Here is a 16,878-nt window from a genome sequence, read left to right on the forward strand (position 1 = left end):
CATCCTCGTGACTCAGTTTATCATCACATTAATTATAATAGCTGCTGCCTTAATAACAGCGGTGATATTGCTTGTCAGGAAATTTCGCAAGCTAAAAAAATCAGATGATATATGTAATGGCTGTACTTCCGATTGCGATAACTGCTCATTTTATAAAGAACTGAAGCGGGCAAAGAAAAAGAAATAATTTTATTCTGAAGCTTTCTGTTCATATTCCATGGCTTTCTGATTATCGCCAAGGTTTCTGTATGTGATGGAAAGCTTTTTGAGTATGTCTTTGTCATCGGGTTTAATTTTTTCTGCTTCAAGAAAAAATTTCAATGATTGATTATACTCGCCGCGAAGGCCATGAGCGGTACCCAGATTTCGTAATGTTTCCAGATGCGCAGGGTTTAATTCATATGCTTTATAAAGATATTCAAATGATTTTGAAAAATTGCCGTAAATACGCCCGTATATTTCCCCAAGTTTGTTGTATGCACGGTCATAGCCGGGATTGTTTTTAATAATTTCATGCAAAATGATCTCTGCGGTATCAGCCTTTCCTGTATTGGCATACAGTTCGGCTAAAAGATATTTGAATTCGGTGTTTTCAGGAACAAAATGAATAAGAGTTTTAAAATTTTCTTCCGATTGCCTGAAGTTTCCTAAATTATAACATGTTAATGCGTCGGCATGCAGGTAAGAAATTGCATTGGCATCTTTCGGGTTAAGCTTCAGGGCTTGTTCCAGTGAATTTCGGCTGTTTTTGTAATCTCCTGTCAAATGTTGGCCATAACCCATATAAACCCATCCGGCTTTAAAACCCGGGTATATCTCTACCCCTTTCTGCAAATATTTTATGGCCTGCCCTATGACACGCTGCTTCACAGAATCCGGGGTATTGTCATTCACACTTTTTATCAGCACCTCCCCTGCTCCCACGTTCACCTTGGCACTGTTTACTGAAGTTTTTACATCTGTTGTGAGAAGCGTAAAGGAGTTTCTCCATGCAAAATTCCTGCTGAATATCCGCACCGAATAAAATGCCAGGATTATAATCAGAATTACTTTTGCAACAGTTGCAAATTTTGATTTACTTAAAAACCTGTGAACGATATAAGCTACAAAAATTGCAAAGCCAAGAAGCGGGACAAACATAAAACGTTCGTTCATAAACGTGCCTATGTTTATCAATAAATTTGAAGAGATAGAAAAAGTTGCCAGAAAAATCAGCAAAGCAAAAGCTATAATATCTTTTTCCCATATTCTTATAATGCAATAAATAATCATGGTAATATAAATGAACATACTGATAATTACCCTAAAATCAGAAAATGTGGTTAGTGAGATATGATAGGGATAATAATCATGTGTCAGGGAGAATGGGAATAAAATAAGTAGCAAGTATTTACCCCAGGTATAAAATATGGTGGCATATTTTTCTGATGTTGTTGCCTGAAGAAACGGATTATTAAGAAGTTCATTATTTTCTACGGTATTGCTTATAAATCCCAGGGCATTGACACGCAACAGGAAATAAACTGCAACAGAGGTAAGTAAAGGCAACACAATAAAAATATATTTTTTAAAAGAAGTTTTCTGTATTAAAAAAACAGAAAAAGGAATTATTGCAAGAAACGTAACAGCATTTTCTTTCGATAGCAAGGCCAGGCTGAAAACCAGGAATGAGAAAAACAGATTCAATGGTTTTAAAGTTTTAATGTATTGCAATGAAAAGTGCAGCGATGCAAGCGAACCTGCAAGGCTTAGCAGTTCATCACGGCCTTTGATGTTGGCGACAACTTCGGTATGTAGCGGATGACACGCAAACAGCAAAGAAGCTATAAAAGGCACTGAAAGGTACCACTTTTCATTTTCATATTTCTCAAAAATATTTCTTAAAACTTTTAACAACAGCATGCAGATGAAAGCATACAGCAATATATTAAGCAAGTGACTGACAAATGGATTTTTATCAAACACTTCATATTCCACCGCAAATGTTGCCTGGGCAAGCGGACGATAACGGCCTCCGGGGAGCAACTCGTTGGCTTCATCGCCAAATACTCCGTAAAAAGAATTTTTTGTAAAAATCTCTCCCAGTCCCTCAAAGCCTTTTTTTGTTGATTTGTTGTCGGTTATTATCAAACCATCGTCAAGAGCGTAATCAAAAAACAAAGTGTTAGAATAAATCAGCAGGCTAAGAAAACACAGAATAACATATTGCCAATTTGCCGGAGAAAGATGCAGCATCCTGCGCTGAGCTTTGGCCACTTTGAGGGGAGAGGTTTTTGGGCTGAGTGGATATTTTTTCTGAGGTTTTTTCTGCCCCTGCATAACCAATGTTTTTAATCAAAGTCGCTGTAAAGCAAATATTTTTTTCGTATTTTTTTGAAATTGTCTAAGCCGGGCTTCCAGCTTTTGCGGATATCATCCTCACTGGTACCGCTTATGATTTGCTGTCTGAGTTTTGAATTTCCAGCAAGCTTGTCGAAAGCCGTGTTAAAAAATTCCGTTTTATCTTTCATCTGTTTGTACAGTTCTAGTAAAGGAAAAAGGTAAAGCCTGCCATAGCCTTTAATAAAGTTTGCCGAATACATCCTGAAATCATACCCATGACAAAGCACACCTTCGTAAGGAGGATTTTTCGACATGCCCGGAATACTTTTGGGTACAAACGTAAAACCAGTGCTGTCAATTTTGGGATGGCCAATAATCTCGAAAGGCCTGTCAGTGCCACGACCAACACTGACACAAGTGCCTTCAAAAAGACAAAATGTAGGATAAAGATAAATGGCTTCCATGGAAGCCAGATTGGGAGAGGGTTTTATCGGCAGTGAGTAGAAATATGTATGATTATAATTATACACCTGCACATACTTTAATTGACATTGTATGCCGTTTTTCAGCCATTTTTCACCATTTATCATACCGGCATATTCAGCAATGGTCATACCGTGAACTATGGGCACCGGATGCATACCAATAAAAGATGAATACTCCATTTCCAGCACAGGGCCATCAATATAATAGCCGTTTGGATTGGGTCTGTCAAGCACGATAAGTAATTTATTGTTTTCAGCACAGGCTTCCATCACGTAATGCAAGGTCGAAATATAAGTATAAAAACGTGCTCCAACATCTTGTATGTCAAAAATTACAATATCAATACCTTTTAAGTCTGATGCTTTGGGTTTTTTATTTTTCCCGTAAAGAGAAACAATGGGTAAAGCTGTTTTTTTGTCTGTGGAGGTTGCTACTGTCTCTCCTGCCTCTGCTTCTCCCCTGAATCCATGTTCCGGGCAAAAAACCTTTTTTACATGAAAACCTGCTTGAAGTAATGAATCCACAAGATGCAACTTTTTTATCATTGAGGTATGGTTGGCCACCACTGCGATATTTTTATCCTTAATCCATGGGTAGTAAATGTCTGTTCGTTCGGCTCCCACCTTAATATCATCCGGGGTGATATCCAAGCCTGTAATGTCTGATTTGTAGTTCTGTGCATTGCATGATGAAATAAAAAACCATGCAAGCAGAACTGCCGTAAAGCAATGTAATAAACGCATATTTTAAAATAAAATAAATACTTTTGCAAAATAATAAAATTTTCAGTTTGAAAACCGAATTTTTTATAGCAAATCGCATAACAAGCAAAAACAAGGCTAATTTTTCACGCCCCATCATCAGGATAGCTATGTTGAGTATCGCCCTGGGCGTGGCGGTGATGATAGTTTCCGTAGCTATCGTTACAGGCTTTCAGAAAGAAATCCGCAACAAAGTCATAGGCTTCGGCGGACACATAAGCATTACCGGGTTTAACGACAATATATCTATGGAGTCCACGCCGCTAAGTATTAACCAGCCTTTCTATCCGTCTATCACAAATCAAAAAGGCATCACACATATTCAGGTATTTGCTACCAAAGCAGGTATCATAAAAACCGATGAAGACATTCAGGGCGTTGTTTTAAAAGGCATTGGCCCTGACTATAACTGGACTTTTTTTAAAGATAAAATAATTAAAGGGAAGCCTTTTTTAATAAGCGATACAGGTAAAACCAATGACATCATTCTTTCGGAATATCTTGCCAGCCAGCTAAAACTTGATACCGGCATGCATTTGCTGATGTACTTCATCAACGAGGGGCAAACCCAGCCAAGTCTTAGAAAATTCAACATTTGCGGGATATACAATACCGGATTGGAAGAATTCGACAAGATGTATGTGCTGGGCGACATCAAACACATACAGCGGCTTAACAACTGGGATTCATCGCAGGTGGGTGGTTTTGAAATCATAATAGAAGATTTCAGCAAGTTGGAGGAGATTACTGAACAGGTTTACACAAGCATAGATTACAACCTGACATGTGCAAATATAAGGGAACAATACCCGCAAATTTTTGACTGGCTTGAATTTCAGGATGTGAATGTTACAATCATTATTATTATGATGGTGCTTGTAGCAGCCATAAATATGGTATCGGCATTGTTGATACTTATCATCGAAAAGACTTCCCTCATTGGAATTCTGAAAGCCCTTGGGATGAGGAACTGGGGCGTACGCAAAGTTTTTATTGCCAATGCTTTCTATCTGATTCTCCGAGGATTGTTTTGGGGCAATATCATTGCACTGATTTTTTGCCTGATACAAATGCATTTTGGCATCATTAAACTTGACCCGGCTTCGTATTACGTTCGTGAAGTACCTATAAATCTTGATGTTTTGAATATTCTTCTGATCAATTTCGGAACCATTGTTGTCTGTTTACTAGTGCTGATAATACCTACTTATGTGGTAACCCGCATTAGCCCGGTAAAAGCGATAAGGTTTAGCTAATAAACTGAAGTTTGAAATCCAAATAATCTCTTTATGAAAAAATTCAATTCCTTTAAAAAAATAACTATGTTTGTAGTAAAGTATTTTGAAGCAAACTTCATTAATTTTTTAATTGTTCGTTATTAAATTATAACTCCCAAATGCCTTTAAAGAAAAAGCCTGTAGAAAAAATTTATTACTCCATTGGAGAAGTTGCAGAAATATTTGAGGTCAACACATCATTAATACGTTTCTGGGAAAAAGAATTTGATATCATCAGGCCTTTCCGAAACAAAAAAGGCAACCGCCTGTTTACCAAAGAAGATGTAAAAAATTTTTATATCATATACCATCTTGTTAAAGAACGCGGGTTTACCCTGCAGGGCGCCAAAGATAAGATGAAGGAAAATAAGGTGGACACTATCAATAATGTAGAAATTGTGGCGTCGCTGAACAAAATAAAGGAATTTTTGCTGGAAATTAAGAAAGAACTTTGACAGTTAACAGGTAACAGTTAACAGTTAGCAGTTAACAGTGACAAGGGAATTAAAAAAATAATTTGTTTTATTAAAATGGATATAAAGGATTTTTTAAAAAAGGATAAATTCGCACAACTTCTTGGCATAGAGTTGCTGGAAATTGGAAATGGCAAGGCAAAATCAAGGATGGAGATAAAGGAAGAGCATCTTAATGCCGTTGAAACAGTTCAGGGTGGGGTAGTGTTTTCTTTAGCCGATTACACTCTGGCATCAGCAGCCAACACCCATGGCAATATTGCAGTAACTGTTAATTCAAGTATCAACTTTGTCAAAACGGCAACCAAAGAATTTCTCTTTGCCGAAGCAGTGGAAACATCGAAAAATACCAAACTTGCCACATATCAGGTTCGGGTTACAAACTCCCAGAACGAACTCATCGCAGAGCTTCATGGCATGGTGTACAGGATGAAAAAAACTTTTTAAGTAAATGTGAAAGTTGGAATCCAAAGCCTATTGAACTACTGACCTCTAATTTCTAACTTCCAACCTCCTGCAAAAAAAACTTCTTCGTTCTGACTTCTTACCACAAAATACTACCTTTGCACAACATTTTTTTTCATGCCTAAAGATATCCTTTCCGACCTTAACGATGCCCAGAAGAAAGCTGTGGAATGCATCGAAGGCCCCCTGATGGTGCTTGCCGGCGCCGGCTCGGGCAAGACACGCGTGCTGACTTACCGCGTAGCACACCTGCTGAATCAGGGCATTGACCCTTTTAACATCCTCGCGCTCACCTTCACCAACAAAGCCGCCCGTGAGATGAAAGACCGTATCACACGACTGGTAGGCTCTACCGATGCCCGCAATGTTTGGATGGGAACCTTTCACTCCATCTTTGCACGCATACTTCGTGTGGAAGGCCACCTGCTGGGATTCTCTTCCAACTTCACCATTTACGACACGGATGATTCCAAAAGCGTGATGAAATCGCTTATCAAAGAACAAAACCTTGATGTGAAGCAATACCCTCCCGCTTATGTGTTGCATCGTATCTCTATGGCAAAAAACAACTTAATGTCGCACGAAGACTATAACAACAATGCTGAACTTACCGATTACGATAAGGCATCCGGCAGGCCTCAACTGGGACAGCTTTTCACTATTTACCAGCATAAACTCAAAAATGCTGCTGCTTTGGACTTCGACGATATATTGTATTTTACCAATCAGCTGTTGCGCGATTTCCCGGAAGTCCTTTATAAATATCAGCATAAATTCCATTACATTCTTGTGGACGAGTACCAGGATACCAACTTTGCCCAATACATGATTATCAAAAAGCTGGCAGCTAACGATGAAAACATCTGTGTAGTGGGCGATGATGCGCAAAGCATTTATGGCTTCCGCGGCGCCAATATTCAAAACATCCTGAACTTTAAAAGCGATTACCCCGATGCACAAACTTTTAAACTTGAGCAAAACTACCGTTCAACAAAAAATATTGTCAACGCCGCCAACAGCGTGATACAAAAAAATAAAAAACAGTATTATAAGGAGATATGGACAGAAAATGACGAAGGCAACAGAATAATGCTACTGAAAGCTTCCACCGACAGTGAAGAAGGAAATATGATAGCCGGTTCAGTGTTTGAGACAAAAATGAATTACAAATTACCCAATGCCAGTTTTGCCGTGCTTTACCGCACCAATGCCCAGTCGCGCTCCATTGAAGAAGCCATGCGCCGCTTAAATATTCCTTATAAAATCTATGGAGGGCTATCATTCTATAGAAGAAAAGAAATAAAAGACCTGTTGGCTTATTTCCGCCTGGCAATAAATAACAAGGATGAGGAGGCATTATTCCGCATTATTAACTACCCGGCACGCGGCATAGGAGACACTACCCTGCAAAAAATAATAATTGCCTCATCAGCACTGAAAAAAAGTTCGTGGGAAATCATTGAACAACCTTTGCTGTATAACCTTCAGGTTAACTCCGGGACATTGCAAAAACTGAAAGATTTCACCACCATGATAAGCAGCTTTGCCGTGCAGGTGCCCGTAAAAAATGCTTACGAACTGGCAAAGCAGATTGCCCATACAAGCGGGATACAAAAAGACCTGAAACAGGACGAGTCGCCGGAGGGCATTGCCCGTATGGAAAATATTGAGGAACTACTCAATGCAGTTAAGGAATTTACTGAAAAAGAACATGCCTATGCCCCTGACGGAACACTCATAGAATGTACGGTAAAAACTCTGGACCTTTTTATGCAGGATATCGCACTCCTCACCGACCAGGACACTGATGATAAGGAAAACACTGATTTTGTTTCGCTGATGACCATACACATGGCCAAAGGGCTTGAATTCCCTTATGTTTACGTAGCAGGGCTGGAAGAAAACCTCTTCCCCTCTATACAATCCTTACATGACCGTGACGACCTGGAAGAAGAACGCCGCCTCTTTTATGTTGCTATTACAAGGGCGATGAAACGCCTCACCCTGTCGTATGCTGAAAACCGCTACAAATACGGCGAGATGATATTTTGCGAACCCAGCCGCTTCCTTGAAGAAATTGACCCGCAATACATCGAAATTACGCACAAAGTGAAGCAGGCAAAACAGGAAGGGCAGCCCTGGCAGAAACTACCTTCGGCAATGCCATCATTGCACAGGCCGGCAAAACTCAAAAAAATAACTAATAATATGAGCAGTGCCGTTAACTTCAATCCTTCCGACATTGAAGACATCCGGGTTGGCATGACGGTGGAACACCAGCGCTTCGGGCAGGGCCGCGTGATGAGCATCGAAGGCCACGGACCAAATAAAAAAACCACGGTATTGTTCGATGGTGTGGGCGAAAAGCAATTATTGCTTCAATATGCCAAGCTAAAAATAGTAAATTGAAACCTTGAGGCAACAAACAACCCCCCTTGAAAACACAAGTGTATTTTGTCAATGTAATTCATTAACCAAGGAGGTTGTGAGAACATTATTTTCAAAACTAATATTGAAAATACCATAAATAATAATCAGTTTTTTAATGTACTTTTGTACTCCGTTACATTTAATAATTTATATATGCCTAGTTTTTTAAAACAACTGCTCGGAAGCAAATCAGACCGTGATATCAAAGCAATAAAACCTGTCATTCAAAATATCCATATTGCTTATGAAGCCATTTCGCAACTGAGTAATGACGGATTGAGAGCGAAAACACAAGAATTCCGTGAACGGATAAAAGAATACCTGAAGGAAGACGAAGAAGAAATAACGCGCCTGAAAGATCAGGCTGAAAATGATGAAAGTGTCAGCATTGAAGCAAAAGAAGATATTTATCAGGAGATAGACCGTCTTGAAAAAAAGTTGTACGACAAAACACAGGAAATCCTGAACGAAATATTACCTGAAGCTTTTGCCGTTATTAAAGAAACAGCCAAACGCTTTGTTGAGCATGACAAAGTGGAAGTTACTGCAACAGAAATGGACGGCGACCTCGCTGCCCACTACGACAGTATTAATGTGTCCGGTGGCAAGGCCTATTACAACACTTCCTGGATAGCCGGCGGCAGCTTGATACGCTGGGATATGGTACACTACGACGTACAGCTCATCGGCGGTATGGTGCTCCACCAGGGGAAAATTGCTGAAATGGCTACCGGTGAAGGAAAAACTCTTGTGGCAACACTGCCGGTTTATCTCAATGCTTTGCCGGGAAAAGGAGTACACATTGTTACGGTAAACGACTATCTCGCCCGCCGCGACTCCGAGTGGATGGGCATGATGTTCCTGTTCCACGGGATTACAGTTGACTGTATAGACAAACATGAGCCCAACTCCGATTCACGCCGCAAGGCTTACCTGGCAGATATCACCTACGGCACCAACAATGAATTCGGTTTCGACTACCTGCGCGACAACATGACCAGCACTCCCGAAGAACTTGTACAACGCCCGCACAACTACGCTATCGTGGATGAGGTTGACTCCGTTTTGATTGACGATGCCCGTACCCCTCTTATCATTTCAGGGCCGACACCCAAAGGTGAAAACCAGGAATTCATCACCTTTCGCCCTAATGTACAGAAAGTATATAGTGCCCAGAAAAACCTGATAACAACTATACTCTCTGATGCCAAAAAGCTTTTATCGCAGGAACCCCTAAGCCCTGAAAATGAAAAAGAAGGAGGTAAACTCCTGTTAAGGGCACACCATGGCCTACCAAGAAACAAAGCCCTCATTAAATTCCTCAGCGAACCGGGCATGAGAGCCCTGATGCAAAAGACCGAGAATTTTTACATGTCCGAACAGAGCAAGCACATGCATATCATTGACGATGAACTGTTTTTTGTCATTGACGAAAAAAACAACTCTGTGGACCTCACAGAAAAAGGTATTGACCTTATCACAGCTGGCACTGATGATTCGCATTTTTTTATACTCCCCGATATCGGAAGCGAAATAGCAGAACTCGAGAAATCCCACCTTTCCGAAAACGAAAGGCTCATAAGAAAAAACGAACTGCTGCAGGATTATGAATTAAAATCCGACCGTGTCCACACCGTCACACAACTGCTGAAAGCATATACACTTTTTGAAATTGACGTTGAATATGTGGTGATGGACAACAAGATAAAAATTGTTGACGAGCAGACAGGCCGTATCCTCGAAGGCAGGCGTTATTCCGACGGGCTGCACCAGGCCATAGAGGCAAAAGAAAATGTGAAAGTCGAAGCAGCCACACAAACATACGCCACCATCACCCTGCAGAACTATTTCCGTATGTATAAAAAATTGGCCGGTATGACAGGTACTGCTGAAACAGAAGCTGGCGAGCTGTGGGACATTTACAAGCTTGACGTGGTTGTCATCCCTACTAACAGACCTGTGGTACGTAAAGATATGGAAGACTTGGTGTACAAAACCAAACGTGAAAAGTACAATGCCGTCATTCAGGAGATAGATAACCTGATTAACAACGGGCGACCGGTACTTGTGGGAACCACTTCCGTAGAAATTTCAGAGTTGCTGAGCAAAATGCTTCGCCTGAGAAAAATCAATCATAATGTTTTAAATGCAAAGTTGCACCAGAAAGAAGCAGATATTGTTGCCGAAGCCGGTTATGCCGGAACTGTAACAATAGCCACCAACATGGCCGGCCGAGGTACCGACATCAAGCTGAAGGAAGGCGTGAAAGAAGCCGGAGGTCTCGCCATCATTGGCACAGAACGACATGAGTCGCGGCGTGTTGACAGGCAGCTGCGCGGACGTTCCGGACGCCAGGGCGACCCGGGAAGTTCACAGTTTTTTGTTTCTCTCGAAGACGACCTCATGCGCCTGTTCGGCTCTGAGCGTATCGCACGCATCATGGACCGCCTCGGACTGAAAGAAGGCGAGGTAATACAACATTCCATGATTTCAAAATCCATCGAACGTGCACAGAAAAAGGTGGAAGAGAACAATTTCGGTATTCGTAAACGTTTGCTGGAGTACGATGACGTCATGAATTCACAACGCGAAGTTATATACCGTAAACGCCGTCATGCACTACACGGTGACCGCCTGGCTATTGATATTGCCAATATGTTTTATGATGTCTGTGAAAATATTGTAAACGACCATCAGGGACAGCGTGATTTTGAAAGCTTCAAAATTGACATCCTTCGTAACTTTCGTATCGACTCCCCTTTTAATGAGAAAGAGTTTTTCGGTGGCAATGCCGAGCAGCTTACGGAACGCCTCTATGAACTGGCATTTACAACATACCAGAAAAAATCAGAAATCATTTCAGGCGAATCCTACCCCATTATCAAAGATGTTTACGAAAACAATCCCAGACGCTACGAAAATATCGCCATACCTATTACTGACGGAACGAAAACCATGCAGGTGGTGGCAAACCTTCGCCGTTCCTACGAGAACAAAGGCAAAGAAGTAAGTTTATCTATAGAAAAAGGTATCACATTAGCGATTATCGACAATGAGTGGAAAGAACACCTTCGCGAAATGGACGACCTGAAACAATCGGTACAAAGTGCTACCTACGAACAGAAAGACCCGCTGCTGATATACAAATTCGAATCGTACCAGCTGTTTAAAAAGATGATACAGAAGGTTAACAAGGAGATTGTTTCATTTCTGGTGAAAGCTAGCCTGCCATTACGTGAACCGGAACAGATACAGGAAGCACATCAGAGCCGCACAGACATGAGCAACCTGAAACTTGGCCGCGACGAAGGCATGGAACAGGCACGCAGGCAGCAAACAGGAGAAACGCAGAGAAGCCAACCCGTGAAAGCAGAAAAAAAAGTGGGACGAAACGACCCATGTCCCTGCGGAAGCGGAAAGAAATTTAAAAATTGTCATGGAGTTGGACAGTAATCAGTTATCAGTTATCAGTATTAGAATTGCTAAAAGAAACAGAAGTAATAAGATTGCAAGTCAGAAAAAATAATGGCTATTGGCTATTTGGCTATTGGCCCTTGGCTAAAAAAATCTAAACAATGAGTAAATATTTAGTTGTAACTGGGGCGGCTGGATTTATTGGAAGTTGTATGGTTGGAAAACTCAACAATAAAGGCATAAAAGACCTTATCATTGTAGATGACTTTAATAAAGGATACAAACAGAAAAATATCATTGATAAAGTTTATGCCGTACATGTTCAGCGGGATGTTTTTTTTGAGTGGTTCCGCGAAAACCATGAGGATGTGGAATTTATTTTTCATCTTGGCGCCCGCACCGACACAACAGAATTTGACGTGAACATCTTCAACACCCTGAACCTGAACTACAGCAAACAAATGTGGCAGCTGTGCTCTGAATTCGGGATACCCCTGGTGTATGCTTCTTCGGCAGCAACCTATGGGCTCGGCGAACTTGGTTACGATGATGACGAATCACTGATACCTCAATTAAAACCCCTGAATCCTTATGGGGAATCGAAAAATGAATTCGACAAATGGGTTATTGCTCAAAAAGTGACTCCGCCTTTCTGGGCAGGGCTAAAATTCTTTAATGTTTATGGCCCGAATGAATATCATAAGGGAAGAATGGCCTCGGTGATTTTTCATGCCTACAACCAGATAAATGAAACAGGGCAAATGAAACTTTTCCGCTCACATAACCCTCAATACGAGAACGGAAAACAGATGCGTGATTTTATCTATGTAAAAGATGTGGTAAATGTATGCCTGTTTTTTTACCTCAGCCGCAAAAATCCGGGGATATATAACCTTGGCACCGGCCAGGCACGCACTTTTCTTGACCTTGTTACCAATACTTACCGCGCCATGCACCTTGACCCAAAAATCAATTTTATTGACACACCGGAAGATATCCGCGATAAATACCAGTATTTTACCGAGGCCAGGATGGAGAAGCTCCGGGCAGCCGGCTACAACATTGAATTCACATCGCTGGAAGAAGGTATTGAGGAATATGTGCAATCGTACTTAATGAATACCCTGTATTATTAATTTACTGGTGCATCTGGCCCAAAGAACTTCTTAGTTCCAACAAGATTAATATCCTAAACTGATAGAATAAATCTGCCCAATTCCAGAAGGGCAAGGCACAACTATTTTTCCAGTTCAACAGTTCCTGTTGTTTTATTTATTTCTACTTTATGTTTGTATCCTGCTTTCTCATATTCCATATACCAATCCCATCTCTTGATGCTTAAACCATACCCTACCATTTCTTCCCTTACGAACCTACCCAGAGAATCAGTATAACCGGACAGATTATATGCTGATTTTTCCTCCCTGCCTGCTTTTGGTTTCACCTGTACATAAACACTGTCTATCGGTTTTTTTGTTTGGTTGTCAATTACAGTAACTGAAAAATACTTTGGCCCTTCGCAGGAAGAAATGAAAAATGTTATGAGTATAAGGATGAAAATATTTTTAGACATAGGTTTTATTTTTAGATTAAATTGTTTTGGTTTTTAGTTTAGTTTTTCAATTATGTCTATTACTTACACTATTATCAGCATATACTTGCCAAAGCTGAATTTTTTATTAACGGATTGGCGGTATGTTTTTGTTGCCGACCTGCCTGCCGGTTTAACTGCAACAGGCAGTCAGGCAGGTTTCGAAGCACTTTCCTGTCAAGTTACACATAGGTTTATTAAATGCAGAAACGCTGAAATCCGCACTGATTCGGCAATAAAATATTCCGCCTGTTAGGCTGCGTTATTCTTTAATAATTCCATTAACAAATAAAATAGAAAACTAGCAATCAATGATGATAAGATACCAGAGATAAAACCTTTCCAAAAGGAAGGTCTATCAATTTTCGTTCTTGTGATTTTTACATTTTTTATTTTGCTGCCATCTTTGGCAACTATCGAATCCTTATAATTTTCCATTTTTTCTGACATTTTTAATTTGACTTTTTTCTTTAGCAACAATTGAGTCTATATAAATTTCAATTGATGCCGCGCCATTACATCCTAAAGCTTTCAGAGCAAGTTTTCTGTCTAAAACAACAATCCTTGTATCATTATAGATAATAGTATAAGGCGATTCCCAATTATACTTTGTTTTATCCAATATTGCTTTTGAATACAGGATAAGATTTGACTCGCTATTTACAACTGATGCCATATATATAAAAACCTCAACATCATCACGAGGAATACTATCAGGTATAACATCGACATGACATTCAAATGATTCAGGGTGCATAGTCATTGTATTAATCCATTCTGCAATAAAAGAATTATTACTTGCAACTTTGTAATATAGGTCAATAATTTCACCTTTCCTGTCTACTGCAATTGTTTTCTCAGCTAATCTATTTAAAACACCCAGCCTTAATTCTTTTATCTGGCAGCCTTGTTCAAGCATACAGGTTCCTAAAGAGAATATTTCCATATGTTTACTTGTTTTTAATTTGATGTTTTAGAAATTCTGTATTATCCCTTAGGAGTTCTCCACTATAAAAATCTTTTGGATAATCGAAAAAACCAGTGCTGTTAATTTCCTTTCTTTCAATAATACCCGTATTTTCTTCATTTCTTGGATGGAAATAGTAAATGGCAACATTGTCAGAATTGATTTTTTCATTTTCTGACATTCGCCTTCTCAATCTTTTAAGTAAATATTCACTATGTGTCTCAATTAAAAGATACTTGCAAGGTGATATTTTTTTTCCAGATTTTTGAGTAGCAATATCAACAAATAAATCAGCTAAATCAGCTTGCATTATTGGATGTAAATGAATCTCGGGTTGCTCAATAATAGTTAAAGATTTATCAAACGATAAAAAACCCTGTACAATAACAGGCAATACCTGTGATATCCCAAAGCCCACATCAGTAATATCAAGTGATAAATTATTTTGTTTAATTTTAATAATATGTATTATGTCTTGTAGAGTATCTACATTTAACATAAGTCCAAAATTTGAAAGCCAATTATTAACCTTTCTCCTGAGTGAATCATTTTCTTTTAAAATCTCAGTAAGTGAATTACCATCGAGGGTATCTAAATGAGTAGTAATATTAGCTTTATCAAGAAAATAGTATCTCTTTGGGTGTGCTCTAAGTGGACTAACATGGTTAATATTGTGTTTTTCAAAACTATAACCTATTTCCAAATTTGCTATTGAAATAAGTTTCAGTATTATTTTTGAGAAACTTGATATTTTAATGTTTTCATTATACACATATTTTGAATCGCAATCCTCAACTATTGAAAAAAAAGTAGAATTATAATTTATATTATCTTCAAGTTCTGTTGTGATTTTTTCATTTATAAAATCTAATTTTGAATAATCTGAGTTCAATTTAAAAGCTGTATAAATCTCTCTCCTTTGGTCTGGCTTCATCTCAAGTTTTAACACACATTTTTCATTATTGTGGATAGAAATACAACATATTTTAAAAAAAGTACCTTTTTTATTGTCAATACATTTTAGTTCAAAACTTATACTAAAGTCCTCATTTTCTATAGTATTTAAACTTAATAACAAATCGTATGTCTTTTCGATTTCATCAACAAATCTTATTGCATTAGAAATTCTTTCATCAAAAAACCAAATTTCATTTACGTAATTATCAAAAAGCGATGTTTTAAATTTATTTTTTACAAATAATTCAGATTTTGCTTTCTTGATGATACTTACTAATTCTAGAAGCTGTTTTTTTGAAGATATTGTAAAATTTCTTAACAAATCTCTTTTATTTGATTTTTTGTCATGTAAAGCAATATTAAGCTCGTTTTCTAGCAAAGGTTTATTATAAATCCTTTGGATATAAGAAATGGTCTCAATTAGATTTGCAGATAACTGTTTTAATCCATCAGTTTTAATAAAATTGTACAGTTCTTCACTAACAAATTTAAATTTTAATGATAAAGTTTTGGTTTTATCTTTATCTTTTAATATATTTAAAGTTTCGCCTAAACTAATAAATTCACCATTTAGCTTTAAAACAGATTTATATTTCTTTGTTTCATATGTTTGTTGAAGCATAAGTAGAAGTTGAACGATACTACTTTTACCGACACTATTTGCTCCTAATAATAAGGTTATCGGTTTTAATTCGATTTTACCAAATTCGAAAGCTTTGTAATTTTTAAAACTAATTTCTTTTATCATTTTATTATTTATTTTATTTTTATAATGCAGACTAACTTTTGTGCTGCTGCCTTTGTACTGCTATTTTTACCTTATCTTCTCCGTGGCAACAATCCATTATTTTCACCTTAAAATGCTTGTTTTCTGTTAAATAAATATTTTGCTATTTGCAAAACAACCCTTCCCTCCCATTCTTTTCAAGCATAAAATTATAAAATTTTTAATATCTTATATCTCTTTATTTATTTTTTTAAATCTTAGCAACCTGCAAAAAAATTTACTAACACAAATTTTCAAAAATTATAATCAAATATTGGCAGCCCGGCCTTTTTACATGCTCCGCTCTGTTATCAAGGGATAACTATGTTTTTTCAGGTATTTAATCAACCCGGACAACAAAATATTTTACTGTTCCTGCTTGCTTTTATTGATAAAACTATTCAGTATGCTGCTCACAAAGGAAACAATGATGCTGAACAACAGCGCCCACCAAAAGTTCTCTGTTACAAAATCGTCAATTAATTTGTCGGCCAAAAGGATGATTACCGCATTAATAACAAAAATAAAAAGTCCTAAGGTCAATATGGTGGCAGGGATGCTGATAAAAAGAAGTATGGGCCTCACTATGGCATTGAGCACTGCCAGCACCAGGGCCACAATCACACCTGTCCAAAAATTAACCAGTGTCACATGAGGGTCAAGCAGGTAGGCTGCCAGCATCACAGCGCAAGCGGTAAAAAAAACTTTAATGATAAATCTCATAATATTATTTTTCTAACAAAATTACATCATTCAAAAGCCGAATCAAAGTATAAAATAAAAAATGTGTGAATTCTAATAATCATCATATTTTTGTATTATTAGGCTAAAAAACCATCAAAAATGTCCATTATTCCCATTTTTGGTATAAATAAACCTGCTTAGCGGGAAAATGATGTTGATAAAATAAACGGCCAAAACAATATTTGCAGCATACAACTGATTCATTTTGTATTTTTGGTTTAGCAA

General features: G+C 38.3%; 15 protein-coding genes. 8 read left to right on the forward strand and 7 right to left on the reverse strand.

The genetic code is table 11. The features are described from left to right. The first annotated feature begins 7 nt into the window (after nt 1-7). Nucleotides 8-187, forward strand: coding sequence for a FeoB-associated Cys-rich membrane protein (locus M0R16_03395; protein ID MCK9611926.1), 180 nt, complete (start codon nt 8-10; stop codon nt 185-187). Between the two features lie 2 nt (nt 188-189). On the opposite strand, the gene M0R16_03400 is transcribed toward M0R16_03395, so the two are convergent. Together M0R16_03400 and M0R16_03405 are read right to left on the reverse strand one after the other, a co-directional pair. Continuing rightward, the gene (locus tag M0R16_03400) at nt 190-2,319 is read right to left on the reverse strand and encodes a hypothetical protein (protein MCK9611927.1); all 2,130 of its coding nucleotides are present in this window, start codon (nt 2,317-2,319) and stop codon (nt 190-192) included. Between the two features lie 11 nt (nt 2,320-2,330). Continuing rightward, complete coding sequence (locus M0R16_03405) at nt 2,331-3,551, reverse strand: DUF1343 domain-containing protein (GenBank protein MCK9611928.1); 1,221 nt, start codon at nt 3,549-3,551, stop codon at nt 2,331-2,333. A 47-nt stretch (nt 3,552-3,598) separates the two neighbouring features. On the opposite strand from M0R16_03405, the gene M0R16_03410 reads away from it, so the two are divergent. From M0R16_03410 to rfaD, 6 genes are all read left to right on the forward strand, one after another. Beyond that, on the forward strand, nt 3,599-4,825 hold the full coding sequence (locus tag M0R16_03410; GenBank protein ID MCK9611929.1) for an FtsX-like permease family protein: 1,227 nt from the start codon (nt 3,599-3,601) through the stop codon (nt 4,823-4,825). Between the two features lie 140 nt (nt 4,826-4,965). Further along, nucleotides 4,966-5,301, forward strand: a complete 336-nt coding sequence (locus tag M0R16_03415; GenBank protein ID MCK9611930.1) for a MerR family transcriptional regulator — start codon at nt 4,966-4,968, stop codon at nt 5,299-5,301. Nucleotides 5,302-5,376: 75 nt separating this feature from the next. Further along, nucleotides 5,377-5,766, forward strand: a complete 390-nt coding sequence (locus tag M0R16_03420) for a PaaI family thioesterase (GenBank protein MCK9611931.1) — start codon at nt 5,377-5,379, stop codon at nt 5,764-5,766. Nucleotides 5,767-5,901: 135 nt separating this feature from the next. Beyond that, a complete protein-coding gene (locus tag M0R16_03425; GenBank protein ID MCK9611932.1) occupies nt 5,902-8,193 on the forward strand; it encodes a UvrD-helicase domain-containing protein in 2,292 nt (763 codons plus the stop codon). A gap of 174 nt (nt 8,194-8,367) precedes the next feature. After that, nucleotides 8,368-11,667, forward strand: coding sequence for a preprotein translocase subunit SecA (secA, locus tag M0R16_03430; protein MCK9611933.1), 3,300 nt, complete (start codon nt 8,368-8,370; stop codon nt 11,665-11,667). A 122-nt stretch (nt 11,668-11,789) separates the two neighbouring features. After that, nucleotides 11,790-12,764: an ADP-glyceromanno-heptose 6-epimerase gene (gene rfaD, locus M0R16_03435; protein MCK9611934.1), complete on the forward strand. Its 975-nt coding sequence runs from the start codon at nt 11,790-11,792 to the stop codon at nt 12,762-12,764. A gap of 101 nt (nt 12,765-12,865) precedes the next feature. Here the strand turns inward: rfaD and M0R16_03440 are convergent, their stop codons facing one another. Next, nucleotides 12,866-13,201 carry a hypothetical protein gene (locus tag M0R16_03440; protein ID MCK9611935.1) on the reverse strand — a complete coding sequence of 112 codons (336 nt, stop codon included), beginning with the start codon at nt 13,199-13,201 and terminating at the stop codon, nt 12,866-12,868. 52 nt (nt 13,202-13,253) lie between these two features. On the opposite strand from M0R16_03440, the gene M0R16_03445 reads away from it, so the two are divergent. Further along, on the forward strand, nt 13,254-13,475 hold the full coding sequence (locus tag M0R16_03445; GenBank protein MCK9611936.1) for a hypothetical protein: 222 nt from the start codon (nt 13,254-13,256) through the stop codon (nt 13,473-13,475). Here the strand turns inward: M0R16_03445 and M0R16_03450 are convergent. From M0R16_03450 to M0R16_03465, 4 genes are all read right to left on the reverse strand, one after another. Continuing rightward, nucleotides 13,472-13,657 carry a hypothetical protein gene (locus M0R16_03450; protein ID MCK9611937.1) on the reverse strand — a complete coding sequence of 62 codons (186 nt, stop codon included), beginning with the start codon at nt 13,655-13,657 and terminating at the stop codon, nt 13,472-13,474. The two genes, M0R16_03445 and M0R16_03450, sit on opposite strands and share 4 nt — an antisense overlap. After that, nucleotides 13,644-14,165, reverse strand: a complete 522-nt coding sequence (locus M0R16_03455; protein ID MCK9611938.1) for a hypothetical protein — start codon at nt 14,163-14,165, stop codon at nt 13,644-13,646. The genes M0R16_03450 and M0R16_03455 overlap by 14 nt, the downstream gene beginning before the upstream one ends. A gap of 4 nt (nt 14,166-14,169) precedes the next feature. Then, the gene (locus M0R16_03460; protein ID MCK9611939.1) at nt 14,170-15,891 is read right to left on the reverse strand and encodes an AAA family ATPase; all 1,722 of its coding nucleotides are present in this window, start codon (nt 15,889-15,891) and stop codon (nt 14,170-14,172) included. 384 nt (nt 15,892-16,275) lie between these two features. Next, the gene (locus M0R16_03465; GenBank protein MCK9611940.1) at nt 16,276-16,632 is read right to left on the reverse strand and encodes a phage holin family protein; all 357 of its coding nucleotides are present in this window, start codon (nt 16,630-16,632) and stop codon (nt 16,276-16,278) included. Nucleotides 16,633-16,878: the final 246 nt, after the last annotated feature.

The sequence above is a fragment of the Bacteroidales bacterium genome, assembly GCA_023228145.1.
Classification (GTDB): Bacteria; Bacteroidota; Bacteroidia; order Bacteroidales; family CAIWKO01; genus CAIWKO01.

Coding starts and splice junctions, on each gene's coding strand:
- M0R16_03400 (MCK9611927.1), bottom strand. CDS start 2,319: ATGCAGGGGCAGAAAAAACCTCAGAAAAAATATCCACTCAGCCCAAAA.
- M0R16_03405 (MCK9611928.1), bottom strand. CDS start 3,551: ATGCGTTTATTACATTGCTTTACGGCAGTTCTGCTTGCATGGTTTTTT.
- M0R16_03415 (MCK9611930.1), top strand. CDS start 4,966: ATGCCTTTAAAGAAAAAGCCTGTAGAAAAAATTTATTACTCCATTGGA.
- M0R16_03420 (MCK9611931.1), top strand. CDS start 5,377: ATGGATATAAAGGATTTTTTAAAAAAGGATAAATTCGCACAACTTCTT.
- M0R16_03425 (MCK9611932.1), top strand. CDS start 5,902: ATGCCTAAAGATATCCTTTCCGACCTTAACGATGCCCAGAAGAAAGCT.
- secA (MCK9611933.1), top strand. CDS start 8,368: ATGCCTAGTTTTTTAAAACAACTGCTCGGAAGCAAATCAGACCGTGAT.
- rfaD (MCK9611934.1), top strand. CDS start 11,790: ATGAGTAAATATTTAGTTGTAACTGGGGCGGCTGGATTTATTGGAAGT.
- M0R16_03440 (MCK9611935.1), bottom strand. CDS start 13,201: ATGTCTAAAAATATTTTCATCCTTATACTCATAACATTTTTCATTTCT.
- M0R16_03445 (MCK9611936.1), top strand. CDS start 13,254: ATGTCTATTACTTACACTATTATCAGCATATACTTGCCAAAGCTGAAT.
- M0R16_03450 (MCK9611937.1), bottom strand. CDS start 13,657: ATGGAAAATTATAAGGATTCGATAGTTGCCAAAGATGGCAGCAAAATA.
- M0R16_03455 (MCK9611938.1), bottom strand. CDS start 14,165: ATGGAAATATTCTCTTTAGGAACCTGTATGCTTGAACAAGGCTGCCAG.
- M0R16_03460 (MCK9611939.1), bottom strand. CDS start 15,891: ATGATAAAAGAAATTAGTTTTAAAAATTACAAAGCTTTCGAATTTGGT.
- M0R16_03465 (MCK9611940.1), bottom strand. CDS start 16,632: ATGAGATTTATCATTAAAGTTTTTTTTACCGCTTGCGCTGTGATGCTG.